Below are 15,643 nucleotides of genomic sequence, written 5' to 3'. Positions count from 1 at the left end.
CTTAGAGGTTTTCAACAAGATTTAAAAACTGATGGCGTTCTGTTTCCCAGTTTAATTCAACTTGGCCTAACTGGTGATTTTGCAATCGGGTTCGGTATAAAGCATCGGGGTTTTGGAGGTAAAAGCCGATGCAATCCATTAATGACTGCAGGTTGTTTTTCTGATACAATTTTCCGGTGTTCGGATATTGTTCCATAAACAAAGTTTGCGCTTGCGTATCGCTCACTATCATAGCCAAACCGCATTGTATGTAAGTAAAGATCTTATTGGTAAGGCAGATGTCCCTGTTTAAAGGTACGCCGGTTTCGGTAGCCATCCCTATATCAAACCGGCTTGCGAAGGCAAAAATCTCACCAGCACCGATAGGCTCATGAAACCAAAGTTGATCCGGGTTCAAATTAAGTGTACCGGCAAGGTTTAATAATGCTGCTTTGTGACCTTCATGGCAACTGCCTAACAGGTGTAGCTGTATATTGCCTTTAACTGCGGACATTGCTTTGATCACATCTTCCAATCCTCTTTCGGGGCCTATAGTCTGCGAAAACCAAAACAGTTTTAACGGGTCATTGGCTTTATAATTTTGCCTGACGTTTAGCGCCGTTTTAGGAAACACGTTATTTATCACAACAGGTTTCAGATAGCTGTACTCGCCTTTGTAAAACTTGGCTATGAGCGGGCTTGCAGCGGTAAAGTAATTGACCCGGCTAAAATATTTTTCTTCGATGTATTTATTAAGTCGATAATTTTCATCATCGGTGGAAGTAAACTGGCCCGAATGCATATCCTCTGCATCGTAACCAACTTTGGCGCCATTGTGTTTTGCCGCTAATACTGCAGCTGGCAGCGCGCCGAGATTATGGGCTATGTAGAGATCGGTTTTTATTTTTCTTGCAATAGTCAGGGCTTCCGTATGGCTGCGGCTAATGGCGTTTTCCGGTATTCCGAAATTCCTGATATATTTAAATAATAGCGCACTTAGCTTTTGGCGGAGGCGGGTTTTAAGGTAAGCTCCTCTTTGTACTATAGGGTCACCTCCGCAATAAATATACATGCCAGGATACCTGTCGATTAAAACCACATCAGCTTTTTGGGCCCATTGCTGGTAAAAGCAGCAGATCACTTTAACGTTGTATCCAAGTTTTTGCAGGGTTTCAGCCTCTTTAACCAGGCGCGGGTTGGTAGTCGGCTGGCCGGTAGTTATAAAAGTAACGTTCTTCAATTTTTGCCTGTTGCCAGTCTGTATAATTCCTCGTATTGTTTGGCCAACACCCCGGCACTGAATTTTTGTTCGGCAACCTGCCGGCACGTTGCCCTGCTGATGCCATCAATGTTATTGATTGCTGTTTGCATGTCAGCTTCGGTAGCGCAGACAAAACCGTTTGATCCATTGGTTACCACTTCCGGCACGGCGCCGCGATTAAAACCGATAACGGGTGTACCGCAGGCCAGGGCTTCGGCCATTACAATGCCGAAGGGCTCATCCCAGGTTACCGGCATCAGGAAAGCTTTGGAGTTACGGAGCAAGTGATTTTTCTGGCTGTTATTAACCGGGCCTATGTACTTGATCTGCTCTCCGTCGATGTATGGTTTTACCTGCTCGTTAAAGTATTGCTGGTGTTTTGGCTCATTAGGCACATTGCCAGCTATCACCAGCTTTTGGTTTGTTTTTTTTGCTGCATTTATGGCAATAGCTGTCCCTTTTTCCTGTTGAATGCGTCCTAGAAAAGTAAGAGGGGCGCCCTCTGCAACATCGGCATTGAAATCATAGTCTTTAATGTCAACCCCGTTGTAAATGGTAGTTACATCAGCAAAAGCAGTGATCTGGTTAGCGATGTACTTGCTGCATGCCGTAAATCTCAATGAATTTTCATGAGCGATACTGACCGCCTTTTTTACCTGCGATATGGTTGGCGGTAATTGATAGGATACAATCTTGGGGATTCGGCTGAACATCAGCAATGCGATATTGCTCATTCGGCCGAAGGTATGTACAAGATCAAAATGCTGAAAAGCAATTTTTGACGTGAGCCGGTTGATCTTTACCAGATCTTTAGCGCCGTAATGAGCCGATTCCCGGTAACCGATGAGTTTACAGCCGGGTTGCGAATATTCATTGGCGTATAAGGTGACATCATGTCCGCTTTTTTTAAGCTCCCGGATCAGCATAAAAACAATGCGCTCAATACCACCGTATTGCTCAGGTGGTACAGCGATCAGCGGGTTTACGATAAGGGCTATTTTCAATTTCGTGTGTTTTGTTCAGCCTCCCGGTATCGCAGCCCGGTTTGTTTAAGAAGGAAGCGGTAGGTATCTGATTGCGATGCGATATATCGTTTAATGTAATTTAATTGACGGCCATTGCCAAGCAACCATTTGCCAAAATGTAACCAGTCGGTAATCGTAAAGCATTTATACAGCCCCTTGTTCTTCAGGATAAGCATATTGGCAAGAAAAAAGGAGGCTGTGGGGACGGGTCTTTGTGCCCGATGGTATGCAAGGCTTTCCTTCATGGTTTTCTTTTTGTCAGGCGATGCCGCCATGAAGCTTGCTACCAGCATGGTCTGCGTAGCAATCCAGCTATAAGGATCGCTGTTGCGGGCTGTAGCCAGTGTAATGGCAAAATTAGCCAGTGGTTTCCCATGCAGATAAATAGGATGCTCAAACGAACGCTCCCTGATTAGCTCGACGGCGTTGAATAATATACCAGGTGGCACGAGGTACTTTGATGCATGCTGCCCGCGGTATAACATAGCTCCGTTCGAGTGCAAAGCACCCAAGGTTTGCCTGACTTGCGGCCATTCAAAAAGTTGCGATTGCTTATCCGGCCAGATAGTCTGACGCGTATCTGTCCAAAGGTTGCCCTGTTCTTCGCGCCATAGCGCCATGTTGCTCCAGGAAACTTTTATCTTTGGGTCGTTATCCATAACTGCTGTCATCTCTTTCAAAAAGTGCGGCTCCCACCAGTTGTCGTCTTCTAAGATACTGGCGTATGGCTCATTGCAACCGGCAAACGCGAGGTTAAAGCTGGCGACAGCACCAAGGTTTTCGGTGTGGGTTTTCATGATAAAACGCTGGTCGTTTAAGGACGATATAAACTCCCCCGGAAATGGATCGTCGGGACAATCATTATGTACTTCGCAAATCCAGCTGGTGAATGTTTGGTCAAGCAAGCTTTTTACAGCGCGTTGGAAAAGTTCGTTTCTTTTATAAGTAAACAGGTAAACACGGCAATGCGCCATTATTTTAAATCTCCTGGTAGCAACAGTTTTATTTTTTTTACGTTTTTCCAGCCGATAATTTTTTGAAGTAACCGGGTATAACCGCCCGACGGAAATGCTGATGTTGTGCCGCCGAGTTCTTTTATTTTATGTTCTGCTAATTTGATAAGCGTTTTATGAAAGGGATAAAAAGAGTATACAAAATTTTGAAAGCAGGCAGCACATACCTTTTTTACGCGGTCGCTGGGTTCAAAGTCCAGCATGTACGAAGTACCCATATTGATGGAATCAAAGGCAGATTGAGCGCCTTTTTGTGATTTTAAGGAGGACAAGGAATTTTGGAGGCCGCTTCTGTAGTATAGCACTGAATTTTCGGCAAAACGTATTTCGCGGGCATTCAATACTACTCTGATGATAAATTCAAAATCATTAATGAGACTCAAACGCTCGTTCCATAGTCCCGATTTTTGAAGTATTGCCCTCGGGATAAGCCAAATGGCGCACTGCATCATCGCTTGTTTGCCGTCCATCGAGGATACCAGCCAGTCGATGGGTTGGCAATCCTCTCTGATGACCTCTTCATTCAGTTTAAAGGTGTTGATATCGTCGTTATAAAAACGGCCCCAGGCAGCTGAAGCTACTGTATCTTCACGATCACCAATGCAGTTTACCTGCGCTGCAAGATAACCGGGTGAGATCATATCATCAGCGTCCATAAATTTAACGAGCCTGCCTTTTGAAAGGCTAAAGGCCTTGTTTGCAGCAGCGCATTGTCCGCAGTTTTCCTGCTGATGAACGCTGATGCGCGGGTCGGTAAATTGTTTAAGTATGAGGGACGTATCATCGGTAGAGCCGTCATTAACAATAATGAGCTCCCAGTAAGAATAGGTTTGCTTGAGTATTGAACGAACGGCGTCGGCAATATATTTACCTGCGTCATAGGCAGGCATGCAAACAGAAACTAAAGGACCGCTTTTTTCCATTCCGTTGTAAAATAAGGCAGCTTGGCCTTGAAAATATAATGTCTTACAATCTGCAGACTGCCCGGATCAGGTTTGTCGTCGTAAAAGATGGTATATGTTTTTTCATCGAGCGCCATTGCCGTTTGTCGGTAAAGCACATAGCTCATCAATGTTTGTTCCACCTGTGCCGGGCCGGCGAGAGGATAATGCTGCAACAGCAGTTTGGCTTTCTCTTCAAGATCGGCATAATCAATTCTGTCGTTATCGTAAGCTATGATACCACCGTTAACGCTTTTTATACAATTGATATCATATTTATCCCTCAATACGTCCTCGCTATCAACAAAGTAGGAGTTTTCCAGTTGTTCTTTCATGTAAACAGCTGTTTTGTGTTGATACGCCTCCAGAATTTGGCGGGGTTGACCGAAAAAGATCATGTCGCTATCCAAATGAATGGTCCATGAAGGGGCGGTATGAATATCTATCAACCGGCGAAAAAACGGGTGCCAGTTACGCAAATGCCTTAATGTTGGAAATTGATGTTGTGGTAAAACACTATCAAGGTGCTTTAGCACCTGCTTTTCGGATATAGCTTTAATACCCGGCAATACCTTGTTTATAAACCCAATATGTTCATCGGTCAGTGTTCCGTCCGAATATAGTTTAATTCCCAACCGGCCATCCAGGCAGCGGGACAGCGTATATGCGCAAAAGATGGTTTGATGCCAGTATTTTGCCCCCGTCAGGAAGCTAACTTCCAGTATTTTATCTGTGGGTAAATTAACAGGGGGCAATTTTGAGGCCGCTTTTTTCATTTGCTCCTCACCCCGCTGCATGCGCAGCCAGCCCGTCAGCCCGAAGTGACGGATATGGTATCTCACCGAAAAAGTAGGTTTGAAAAAATACTTGTATGCCACTTTACCTAATGCCATGGACTATAAAAAGTGTTTCCATGCTTGTTTAAAGTAGCCTTCTTTGGAGAGGTCGACATAGTGATGAAGAATGCCTGTTTTATCTTTGATCTGGTACTGACTGGGATTTACAATATAATCTTCTGCTTTCAAAACAAGGGAATCAGTATTCTCTATCAGCATGGCCGAGAGCGCCTGCTCTAAATAATAAGAAGTACCTTCCTGCTCTTCAAGTGTTTTAACCCAGTTTTCAAGTTTGTCCCAAACGATAGCTTCGCTTTTTAAGCCGATAGCTCCAACATTAAGCAATGCTTTTACTGGTGAACCCGCCAATTGTTCCATCAATTGCCGCGAATAGCCGTAAGCTTCTGTGCAATCAATCATGTGGAGGGGCTGTTGCGGGTCGTTAAGCCAGTTGATCATCTTCGCAGGCTCATGCCAAAAAAGCATGTCTGAATCCAGTACCAGTTTCCAGGCATGACTGGGAATGGTGTGCACGTCAGTCAGTTTTTTGATGTGAGGATAAACCGCTCTTTTTTTATGCAAATACGGATATCGGGCCTCGGGCAACGCATTTTGCAGGTTTTTGCTGATCTGCTCGGCCGTAATTACCTGCGCGCCGGGCAACTGTTTTGCTACCCTTTCCATCAGCATGGTATTAAAGCTGCCGTCATCAACTAATATAAATTTAAACTGTACAGCGGATATTTTAATTAATGATTGGATGCAATAAAGTGTTTGGTACAGGTAGTTTTTGCCTGTTAAAAAGTAAAGCGGTAACCCGTTGGCATGTGAAACTACCGGAGGCAAGTCAACCGAGCGCTTTTCCATTTCCTTGCGCCCGTTCATCATGCTCCGGTAGTTAAGATACCCACCAAAATGCCTGAACTTTTGCAGTTGTGAACGCGGGTTGCGATATAAAAAATTGATGAGCGATTGCATCTGGTTATTTATGGGGCAAGGATGCCAGGCCGTCAAACGTGCCGCACGCTCCCTGCCATTTGATATAATCTGGTTTGCTTTTCCACGCCTTGTAGCGAAACCAGGCTTTTGCTTTCCGCAATAAAGCGCCTGCTTTTGTCACCTGTTGCCTGGGATTTATACCATGGCTTTGTAATAACTGTACCCATGATTTATTGGTATTATTAAGCAGGCGGGCAAGATAATCTGCCTTCATCCGTTGAGCGGTAATAATATGCTGTAACGTAAGCTCCGGAAAATAGCCAACCTGCCAGCCGCTTTTGAGGATTTCGATTATCATGTCATTGTCGCCGCCCGAACTTAGGGAATTACCAGTCCGGTCGCTGATATTACTGTTGCCCGATGTTATTTTTTCGATATAGGATGTGAGGGCTTTGCGTTGTATGGCCATCCCTGCACCGATGGGAGCACAGGCAGGATATTGATTATTCCATGTGGCCAGTAAGGGCTCATCGCCCAGATCGCGCAGGGCCAGACTGCCATAAAATTCGCCCAGCCATTCGGGCGGAGTAGTTTCAAACAGCGGGATTGATTTACCACCTATAGCTCCTATTTGAGGATTTTGACGAAATATATTCAATGCTTTTTCAAGATAACCCGCATTAAGGATATTATCGTCATCAACCAAGACAATGATATCGCTTGTTAATTCATTAAAACCTTTAAGCCGTGCAAAAGTGAGGCCTTGTTTTGTTTCCTTTACAATTTTGGAAGCAGGGTGCCAGCCTAGGTTAAGCTGCTGCCAGAAATTATTAGATGAGTTATTGTCGATGACAATTAATTCCCACTGATTAACCGGCAGCGATTGGCTCTTTAAACCCGTAAGCGTTTGTTCCAGCCTTGTGACGTCGGGATTGTAAGTCGGGATAATTACCGAAAGCTGCATTAGTTGAAATCAGTAATGATCTTGTTGTAATATGTTAATGAGTTATCAGCTAACTGATCACTGTTAAATTTTTCTTCAATTGTTTTGCGGGCATTTAGGCCCATTTGCTTTCTTAAATCACCATTGTCGGCCAGTCGAAGAATCTTATCTGCGAGGCTTTGCACATCGCCGGTTTCGGCAAAGAAGCCGTTGTAATTGTCGGTGATAATTTCGGGTACGCCACCAACGTTGCAGCTAATAACGGGTTTGCCATAGCTCATAGCCTCGATAAATATCAGCCCGAACGATTCATATCTTGATGGTGCAACAAAAATATCGCATGCCTGGTAGGCCCGGCATAAGGTTTCATGATCAACTTTCCCGCTGAAAATCACCCTTTGCAAAACCTCTTCGGGATTATCGGTCTTGAACCTGTTCTGATAATCATTACTGGTGTCATTACCAATCAATTCAAACAAAATATCGGGCTTTTGCTGTAATACCAGCGGGATTGCCTCAAGCAAAACATCGGTGCCTTTGCGGTATTCCAACCTACCAGTGTATAATACTTTAATGACCAGGCCTGTAGTTGGATACTCAGTCATAACAGGCAGGTTAATGCCGTGCGGAATAATTTCGAACCTTTCAGTTGCAATGTCATAAAGGCGTTCCAGTTCCAGGGCGTGGCTGTGCGCATGGGTAATAACGTACTCACTCCTTTTAACAAAGGCTATCTCCATTTTGGCTATCATATCCATTACCCTCGATTTAAAAGGATAGTGCTCGTTCATGATCTGCGAAAAGGTAGTACTCACCCTCACAGCTACGGGAGCCTTGTTTTTTTTGTAAAGCGAAAAATAGCACAGCGAAAAATAACTGCTTGTTTCGATTACCTCAATGCCATATTGTTGTATGATTTTATTCAAAACCTGCGATGTAACACGCATGGATCTGATCTTCAACACAAAATCAATGATTGCCCATTGATGTTTAAAAAACTTGTCGATAATAACAGGTGCTTTAACCTTATAGGTAAGTACGGTAATGCCTTCTGCAAGGATCTGTTTACTAAAGATACCATGCTCATCATTACGGAGCGGCCGGACGTGGACCACGACAACCTTATTCCCTTTGGCTCCTAAACTTTGTGCCAGCAGCAGATAGTGATTAGCTATACCACTGTCGATAGTGTGCTCATCAGGGAAGTAAGGTGTTATCAGCCCTATCGTCATGGTTTGGGTTTCAGGCTCCAGTATACCATCCTTAAAAAAGTTTTAAACCTGAATGAGATGCCGAGCGCTTCCGCTCCGGTTATGTAATAGAAGATGTTCGCCCAGGCAAAAGTCATGTTTTGCTTTTCTTTTACCAACCACAGGCAGCAGTATATGGATTGCTGCAAGAGGGTTGTTCTGTCCGCAATTTTATCTAAAGCTTTATTTACAGATAAGAATTTATAATGATAGCTGTAAAAACGGTAGTCGTAGACTGTAGAACTTAAACCTGCCTCCCCAAAGCGTGCAATATCCAAGTCGATATACCGGGTTTTAAAAGCCCGGTTGCAAAATATTTTGAGTGTTAAATGATAGTCGGCAGCAACCCTGAACTTCAGGTTGTACTTGCCGGTGTAGTTAAACACTTCTCGTTTATAGAAAATACTTTGGTGATGGATGCCGTGCGATAATGCTTTGTTAATAGTATCATAGGCGTATTTTGTATTTGATATAGCCCCTGTTACATTGCCATATATGAGATGGACAGGCTCGTTTTGAATGGCGTTATAAATCTGATCTAATATTGCAGGACTGCTTAAAATGTCATCGCCTCCCATAAAATAAAGCCATTGCCCGGTTGCCATGTCAATGCCCTTGTTCATGGCGTCGTAAATGCCCCCATCTGGTTCAGAGCTGAACTGGATATGGCAATTGCCGGTTTTTTTAAAGTTGCTGATAATAAACTGTGTATTATCGTTTGAGCCGCCATCAATCAAAATTAATTCATAGGTTTTAAAAGCCTGGTTGTTAATGCTGTCTAATGCCCGCTGTAAGGTACCTTCACAGTTATACAACGGCATAATGATGGAAAAAAAAGTATTCACTTAACGCTTGATGTTAACGTTTTATTAACCTCATTGACCCAGATGTCCAGTCCCTGCGGATTCCAATGCGAATCGCTGCGGTAGAATAGATTGCGCTTGTCGGCTTTGAAAATATGATATAATGACACTACTGTGAGATCGGTGTTTTGTTCCACTCTTTCCAGCAGGTGATTATAAGGCATCCTTTTGTCATCGTAAACAGAAACCGGATTGGGGATCACCGAAAGGAAAACTTTTTTAAAGCCGATACTCAGATAGTATCTTTTTGCGATGTCCAGATTGTTCACGATAGAATCTATGCCAGATTCTGTCTTTGGCCTGAAGGCCGATTGTGCACTGGCAGTATCGACAGTAATATTAAAAAGCAGTCTTTTTTTATCAGAGCTTACAACCACCTCGTTAGCTACGCGATCGAAAAGTTTATAGTTCAGCGAAGCTTTTACCTCTTTGAAAGGGCTTACCAGTCTGTTATCAAAAAGAATCAATTCGAGGTTCCTGCTTAGATCCTTATTAAAAATGATCTTATTCAGACGTTCAAAAAGCGATAGGGGACTTGGTTGACTTGTTTGCGGGGTAGAGGAATTGCTGATTTTGATCCCGCTTTTGATCTCACCTGTTGCCCAGCGAATTTCATCGGTTTTGACAATGTCATAACCATTAAGGTTACGTTCGGCAAATTCCATCATCAGGTAATTCTGTCGCGTAGTGTCCAGTTTAATCGGGCCGAAGGCGAACCGGCGATCAAGGAAAATTACATGATCAAAGGCCTCAAAAGCACCGGAAAGCGTTTTGTCGGCTAAAAAGCTATCGCCTATGATGTATAATACTTTGTTGGTGTTTAGCCTTCCGGGCTTGTACGGGTATTGTTTAAAAGGTTCGAGTTCAAATTTGTACTGGGGAAGAAAGCAGACACCATACAAGTCGCCGTAACGCCACCTGTCCGAATGTACGAATGCTGCTTTGTAGAGGATGTTTTCCTGTATGATATATGGATTCAGGTGGTCGAAATATTTTTCAAATTTTATTTTATTAACAAACGACCTGTTCATGGCACTGCCTAGCAACATAATACATATAGCCAATAGGAACAGACCGGCGATCTTACGCATCAAAACTGGAAATAAATGAACTGTGCTTCATTAAAGATCCCTAAAAAGTAGCAGGCAAGCATTAAGCCGCCTATCAGGAACAACTTGCCTGTGTTTGAACAATCTTTCGCTTTTCGTACATAGCGTTCGCCTAGGAACAGGGCTGTAATAATGAAGGCGCAATACGAAAGCTCAGGTACCGACATGAGGCTGCCTGCTGTATAGGTTAAATTATTGCCCCTGCATATTTTATTTAAGATGAAAAATGCATCGGCCACCGTACCGGCTCTGAAAAATACCCAAGCAAGGCAAACCAGGTTAAAGGTGATGAACCATTTAAAAAAGGTAAAGCCTTTAATGCGGATGTTGAGCTTATGTAATAACTGGTAAGCAACAAGTAACAGGCCGTGGATTAATCCCCAAATCAGGTATTTCCAGTTGGCGCCATGCCATAAGCCGCTTATCATAAACACGATGAGCAGGTTTGCGCCGGTTTTTAAAAAATTAACCCGGCTGCCCCCCAGGGGGATATACAGATAGTCACGAAACCAGGTGGAAAGGGAAATATGCCAGCGCTTCCAAAAATCAGAAACATTGGATGCCAGGTATGGGAAGTTAAAGTTCTGCATCAGTTCGATACCCAACACCAGGGCCGCGCCAATGGCAATATCTGAGTAACCGCTAAAATCACAATAGATCTGGAAAGCAAAAAAATAGGTGGCAATCAGGAGTTCAAGTGCTGAATGGCCATGCGGGTTTGTAAAAACCGGATCGACATACAAACCCAGCCTGTCGGCAATCACGACTTTTTTAAAAATGCCCATCGCCATGAAAAGTAACCCTGTTATGAAAGTATTGCTTTGGAAATAATTAACCCGGTGCAACTGGGGCAAAATATGCTGTGGCCGTTCAATTGGACCTGCCACCATTTGCGGGTAAAACATTACATATAAAGCATACAGGCCAAAATGCCGCTCGGCAGGCTGGTTGCCCCGGTAAACCTCGATGGTATAACTCATGGCCTGGAAGGTATGGAATGACAGGCCGATAGGCAAGATAAAATCAAGCAGTGGCATTTGCGGACCATGAAATATGCCGGATAACAAATTCAGGTTAACTCCAAAAAAATTAAAATATTTATAAAACGCAAGTACGCCAATATTGGTAACCAAGCTTAAAACGAGATAAAACCTGCGGGTTTTGCCTGCTGCTTTTTCTATCAGAATGCCGGCACAGTAATCAACAATAATGGTAAAAAGAATGATAAGGATATATACCGGCTTAAAGTACATGTAAAAATAGCTGCTTGCGGCTAAAAGCCATATCCACCTTAATTTATGCGGCAGCAGGTAATAGGTAATGGTAACTATTACAAAAAATATAAGGAACAGCAGGGAGTTAAAAAGCATTTATGGGCTTGATATTATTTTTTTTTGGCAGAGCGTTGATAATTGTAGTTTTTTATTTGCGCGGTACATTCATACCATGCCCAAAATGCAGAAAGGAACAGGCCCGTAAAACCATCTTTATATCCTTGCCTGGATTTATAACTGTATTTAAAAGAGCGGTAAGGTTCGGTTATGATCCCCTTAATGGTTGCCCGCCTTCCTGTTTTATAACGCGCCTCGCCCTCGTTCCTTAAATATCTCAGGTGCTTTTCGAATAACTTTTTATAGCCCGACATCCAATAATGATGAATGAAATTTTTGCCGGTATATTCAATATGAAAAGTCGAATAACCCGGCAGAACTTTGCGGCCAACATGTATCAGCGTTTTGAATTCAAAACGTTTATGATGTACCAGTAAAGTCCTCCGGCTAATGCCTCCCCAATGGGTGCCGGTCAGCTTTCTGTTTTTAAAGTAAAATATCCAGGGGGCGGTAATTTCACCCACTTCCTTAAGCTGATCAGGCTCGTTAAACAACATCGAGATCTCATCAATCAATTCCTGACTTAATAGCTCGTCCGGATCAGTAATCAGCAGCCATTCATGTTGGATACTGTTGGCAAACTTTGCGTGAATCCACTCACAGCTGTCCACCTTTTCGTGAAGGATAACGCTTGCGCCAAAACTTGCTGCAACTTCTCTTGAATCGTCTTCAGAGCCTAGGTCAAAGTAAAGGATCTCGCTGCAAAAGGCCAGCATAGGCAACGAGTTCTTTAACAGCCGGGCTTCATTATAACCAACAACAATAGCTGATACGGGGAGTTTCAAATGGCTAGTGGCTTACAGTGTTAAATTTGGAACCGAGTTTAGTGAATTTTATCCTGCACCTGATTATAAATGCGCTTAAGTAACCATAATATCTGGGGTGCAGATAAATTTCATCGGTTGATAAATAGGCCACCCTGAAATAGCCTTTGCTGCTCATGAAGTGAAAAATGTCGGGGGTAGAATAATTGTTTTCTACCACAACCGCCTTGATTTTAAACGCGTCAAAGTCGATTGCATGCAAAATATTTAATTCACCGCCTTCGGTATCAATACTTACAAAATCAATTTTTTTGATACCGTTTTCTTCCAATATATCATTAACATCAAAACATTGCACTTTCGTTTCGGTAATATGGCCACCGTATTCCTTAATGGTTTTGTTAATTCTTTCTATATGTCTTTCATCATATTTAGATTTTAAGCCGCTTAACATTTCACCATAACCGTGTACATTGTAAAATATATCCAGGTGATTTCTATCAGAAGCACAACCATTGATATTAACTGAACTTCGGTTTTTTTCAAGTTTATTAAATGCTTCGATAAGCGGTTCAAAGCAGATCCCGGTCCAGTATAAGTTTTTTTCAAAAAAGTAAGAATTACTTATTGTAACCCCATCGTTTGCGCCGATATCTACAAATACGCCGTTTTTTTTACTTCTAAATAGTACCTCATTCAAAAACTTATCTTGCTGGTACTGGCTGTAATATTTATTCATCCCATGGTTTAGGTGATCAGTGGAACCAGCTATAAAGCTTTATCCTGATCCGGTTTAAAAAAAATATTTTTTTCCATTCATGCACGGTGCCGTGTGCATCGGCTGCCCATATTTTTTGATGATCGGCCTCCCACAATGCCTTCGTTTTGGGCGAATGGGTTTTGGCCTGGTCGTGCACGTGGGCCACGGAAAGCGGTTCTTTGATCAAGGCCCTGCTGTGGCCTTTTACCAGCCGGAGCCACAATTCAAAATCAAGGGAACAATGAAGCTCTTCCCAGACCGGTTCATGGATAGCCGCACTCCAAAAAGTAGAAGGTTGAACAAGGCTGGGGATCTTGATAAAATAGTCAATGAAAGGCAATACCACGGTTGTGTTTGTTTTGCCGGACAGCACATTATGGTCGTTGCCATAGCCATATATAAAATCGACTTTGGTATGCATAAATTTACTTATCACTTTATGGAAAACGTCTTTGAGGTAATAATCGTCGCTGTTGATCCATGCATGGTACCTGCCGGATGAAAGGCTGAACCCCATATTGATGGCCTGGCTTTGCCCCTTATCTTTTTCGCTTTGGTAATAGCTGAGCCAGGAAGCATATTTTTTAATGAGCTGTTCGGATTGATCATTGCTGCCGCCATCGATGATGATATACTCCAGGTTGGGATAATTTTGTAAAAGCACCGCCCTTATGGTCTCTTCTAAAAAACCGGCCTGGTTATAAGAGGGGGTTACGATGGTAAGCTTTGGCCAGTTTACTTTCGGGTCATAAATTGCAGGATCGGTTTCCTGGTCCCAGGGCCATCCCGTTTTGCCGGCAGCAGGGGCGGGGAGTTCCCTGAGCAAACCTGTAACATCGGCCGGCACGGCTCTAAGAGGTAGCTTTACACCTCGGTCAAGAAAGTTATTCCGGTATTGGTTCAGATCGGGCAGGTCCATTTTCTGTATCTTTCGTAAAGCAGTGACGGATATATTTTTTCAGGCTTATACGGTCAATTAATCGAAGTAATTGAGGATGTGCTGTTTTTAATAGTTTATATTCAAACGGCTTAAGTAAACGGTTACCGGTAACATGATAAAGCAGCCGGATGTTACCAATATGTTTTTTCAGATAATTATCAAGCCACGCAAATTTATCGGGGTTCAACGACCGTTCAATGTTTATCAGTTCAATAAACCGGGACACGTTGTTGTCATTGGATTTTTGGTCGCCATGTAGCCTGTATACCGAGTAATATTTTGCCGAAGGGATAAAGTTTACGCCTTTTGCAAGGGCGCGGGCATACCATTCCCAGTCGAAACCAAAATGCAGGTCTTCTCTTAAGGGACCTATGCACTCAAAAGCTTGTTTTGTCCAAAAACTGCTGGGCTGTATAATATAATCGCCGTGGGTAATGTCCCAGTTTTTTAACGGATCAAAGGGGCTGCCGTATGCCTGGTTGTCCTTTTCATTTAAATGGATGCAGTTCCCGTACAGCAGGTCCGTCCGGTTAACCGAAATTTTACTGCTGATATCGAGCAACGCGCCCGGGAGGTAGTAATCATCGGAGTTCAGCCAGCACAGGATATCTCCGGTGGCTAATGCAAAGCCTTTGTTGATGGCCTGGCTTTGTCCGCTGTCTGGCTCACTAACCCAATATGTTATGTGATCCTCATGTTTTTTAATCACCTCCAGGGTACTGTCGGTACTACCGCCATCGATAATGATATATTCCAGGTTAGGGTATTGCTGTCCTATTACCGATAATATCGTTTGTTCGATAAAAGCGCCCTGGTTGTATGACGGGGTTATAACAGATATTTTAGGAAAAGACATTTGTTGGGTTTAATTGCCGGAATAATCCTCGGATCAGTTTTTTTATCTTCCTGATCAAAATATTCAAAGGTTTTTTATCTGCATAAAATGCCCTGACGGCCTTCCAGTCATCGCCTGCAGGTTTTTCGTCAGTATCAATTCTTTCGCCTACAAACCGGTACCCTTTCCGTTTTTGGGGAAAGGGCAGGCCGGAGAAAAATTCGTCATGGATGGTTGCCGAATCCCTGAACAGGTCGTAGATCTGGTTCAGAAATACCTGGTCGCTGCCGTAACTGAGCTCTTTTTTTGCAGCATAATGATCAATGAGCGTTGTCATATTAACAAGGCCGCCTTTGATCCCCCACATGCCTCCCAAAATATAATGGGGGCTGTGATCTACAGGGTCAAGATGATAGGGATGATCGCGCATGATATGAATCGCATGATCGTTTGCTATCCATTCGTTCACCGCCAAGCGCTCTCGCTCGGATAACCGCGAATCACTGTCACGAAAGATAACACGGTTGCAATGGGGCAGATCGGTGGCCAAAAAACGCCAGAACATGCCGTAAATGCCTCCGGTCATATCAATGGGATGGGCTCCTGCCGCTCGGATTTGTTCCAGAGACTGACTGGGAACAGTATTGTCATAATAAACTACAACCTGCCAGCCGGGATAGATCGTATTGGCCTGTGCTATGTTGCGCAACATACCGGTATTGTAAATGGCTTTGTCTCCCCAAAGACTGTAAGCGATATAATTTTTTTTTTGGGCGTCCTCCATTACCGGTTAA

16 protein-coding genes are annotated in these 15,643 nt (G+C 43.4%); all 16 read right to left on the bottom strand.

Going from position 1 to position 15,643, the window contains the following annotated elements; genetic code table 11:
• Nucleotide 1: 1 nt before the first annotated feature.
• From SNE26_RS20240 to SNE26_RS20165, 16 genes are read right to left on the bottom strand one after another with little or no spacing between them, the layout of a single operon-like run.
• Nucleotides 2-1,219 (bottom strand): hypothetical protein, encoded by a 1,218-nt coding sequence (locus tag SNE26_RS20240; RefSeq protein WP_321555712.1) that lies wholly within the window; start codon nucleotides 1,217-1,219, stop codon nucleotides 2-4.
• Complete coding sequence (locus SNE26_RS20235) at nucleotides 1,216-2,244, bottom strand: glycosyltransferase family 4 protein (protein WP_321555711.1); 1,029 nt, start codon at nucleotides 2,242-2,244, stop codon at nucleotides 1,216-1,218. The genes SNE26_RS20240 and SNE26_RS20235 overlap by 4 nt, the downstream gene beginning before the upstream one ends.
• Complete coding sequence (locus tag SNE26_RS20230) at nucleotides 2,241-3,239, bottom strand: glycosyltransferase (RefSeq protein ID WP_321555710.1); 999 nt, start codon at nucleotides 3,237-3,239, stop codon at nucleotides 2,241-2,243. Before SNE26_RS20230 ends, SNE26_RS20235 begins: the two co-directional genes overlap by 4 nt.
• Nucleotides 3,239-4,201, bottom strand: coding sequence for a glycosyltransferase family A protein (locus tag SNE26_RS20225; RefSeq protein WP_321555709.1), 963 nt, complete (start codon nucleotides 4,199-4,201; stop codon nucleotides 3,239-3,241). Before SNE26_RS20225 ends, SNE26_RS20230 begins: the two co-directional genes overlap by 1 nt.
• Nucleotides 4,180-5,112, bottom strand: coding sequence for a hypothetical protein (locus SNE26_RS20220; RefSeq protein ID WP_321555708.1), 933 nt, complete (start codon nucleotides 5,110-5,112; stop codon nucleotides 4,180-4,182). Before SNE26_RS20220 ends, SNE26_RS20225 begins: the two co-directional genes overlap by 22 nt.
• Before the next feature lie 3 nt (nucleotides 5,113-5,115).
• Nucleotides 5,116-6,033 carry a hypothetical protein gene (locus SNE26_RS20215; protein ID WP_321555707.1) on the bottom strand — a complete coding sequence of 306 codons (918 nt, stop codon included), beginning with the start codon at nucleotides 6,031-6,033 and terminating at the stop codon, nucleotides 5,116-5,118.
• Nucleotides 6,034-6,037: 4 nt separating this feature from the next.
• Nucleotides 6,038-6,958: a glycosyltransferase gene (locus SNE26_RS20210; protein ID WP_321555706.1), complete on the bottom strand. Its 921-nt coding sequence runs from the start codon at nucleotides 6,956-6,958 to the stop codon at nucleotides 6,038-6,040.
• Complete coding sequence (locus SNE26_RS20205; protein ID WP_321555705.1) at nucleotides 6,958-8,169, bottom strand: glycosyltransferase family 4 protein; 1,212 nt, start codon at nucleotides 8,167-8,169, stop codon at nucleotides 6,958-6,960. Before SNE26_RS20205 ends, SNE26_RS20210 begins: the two co-directional genes overlap by 1 nt.
• Nucleotides 8,166-9,032 (bottom strand): glycosyltransferase family 2 protein, encoded by an 867-nt coding sequence (locus SNE26_RS20200; protein ID WP_321555704.1) that lies wholly within the window; start codon nucleotides 9,030-9,032, stop codon nucleotides 8,166-8,168. Before SNE26_RS20200 ends, SNE26_RS20205 begins: the two co-directional genes overlap by 4 nt.
• Nucleotides 9,029-10,099, bottom strand: coding sequence for a hypothetical protein (locus SNE26_RS20195; RefSeq protein WP_321555703.1), 1,071 nt, complete (start codon nucleotides 10,097-10,099; stop codon nucleotides 9,029-9,031). The genes SNE26_RS20200 and SNE26_RS20195 overlap by 4 nt, the downstream gene beginning before the upstream one ends.
• 41 nt (nucleotides 10,100-10,140) lie before the next feature.
• A complete protein-coding gene (locus SNE26_RS20190) occupies nucleotides 10,141-11,529 on the bottom strand; it encodes an MBOAT family O-acyltransferase (protein ID WP_321555702.1) in 1,389 nt (462 codons plus the stop codon).
• Nucleotides 11,530-11,543: 14 nt separating this feature from the next.
• Entirely contained in the window at nucleotides 11,544-12,335 is a 792-nt protein-coding gene (locus SNE26_RS20185) for a hypothetical protein (RefSeq protein ID WP_321555701.1), read from the bottom strand.
• 4 nt (nucleotides 12,336-12,339) lie between these two features.
• On the bottom strand, nucleotides 12,340-13,053 hold the full coding sequence (locus SNE26_RS20180; RefSeq protein WP_321555700.1) for an FkbM family methyltransferase: 714 nt from the start codon (nucleotides 13,051-13,053) through the stop codon (nucleotides 12,340-12,342).
• Between the two features lie 16 nt (nucleotides 13,054-13,069).
• On the bottom strand, nucleotides 13,070-13,993 hold the full coding sequence (locus tag SNE26_RS20175; protein WP_321555699.1) for a glycosyltransferase family 2 protein: 924 nt from the start codon (nucleotides 13,991-13,993) through the stop codon (nucleotides 13,070-13,072).
• A complete protein-coding gene (locus SNE26_RS20170; protein ID WP_321555698.1) occupies nucleotides 13,959-14,870 on the bottom strand; it encodes a glycosyltransferase family 2 protein in 912 nt (303 codons plus the stop codon). The genes SNE26_RS20175 and SNE26_RS20170 overlap by 35 nt, the downstream gene beginning before the upstream one ends.
• Nucleotides 14,857-15,633, bottom strand: coding sequence for a hypothetical protein (locus tag SNE26_RS20165; protein WP_321555697.1), 777 nt, complete (start codon nucleotides 15,631-15,633; stop codon nucleotides 14,857-14,859). Before SNE26_RS20165 ends, SNE26_RS20170 begins: the two co-directional genes overlap by 14 nt.
• Between the last annotated feature and the right edge of the window lie 10 nt (nucleotides 15,634-15,643).

This window comes from Mucilaginibacter sp. cycad4 (genome assembly GCF_034263275.1).
In the GTDB taxonomy this organism is placed as follows: Bacteria; Bacteroidota; Bacteroidia; order Sphingobacteriales; family Sphingobacteriaceae; genus Mucilaginibacter.
This window is presented reverse-complemented; position numbering and strand designations above follow the sequence as displayed.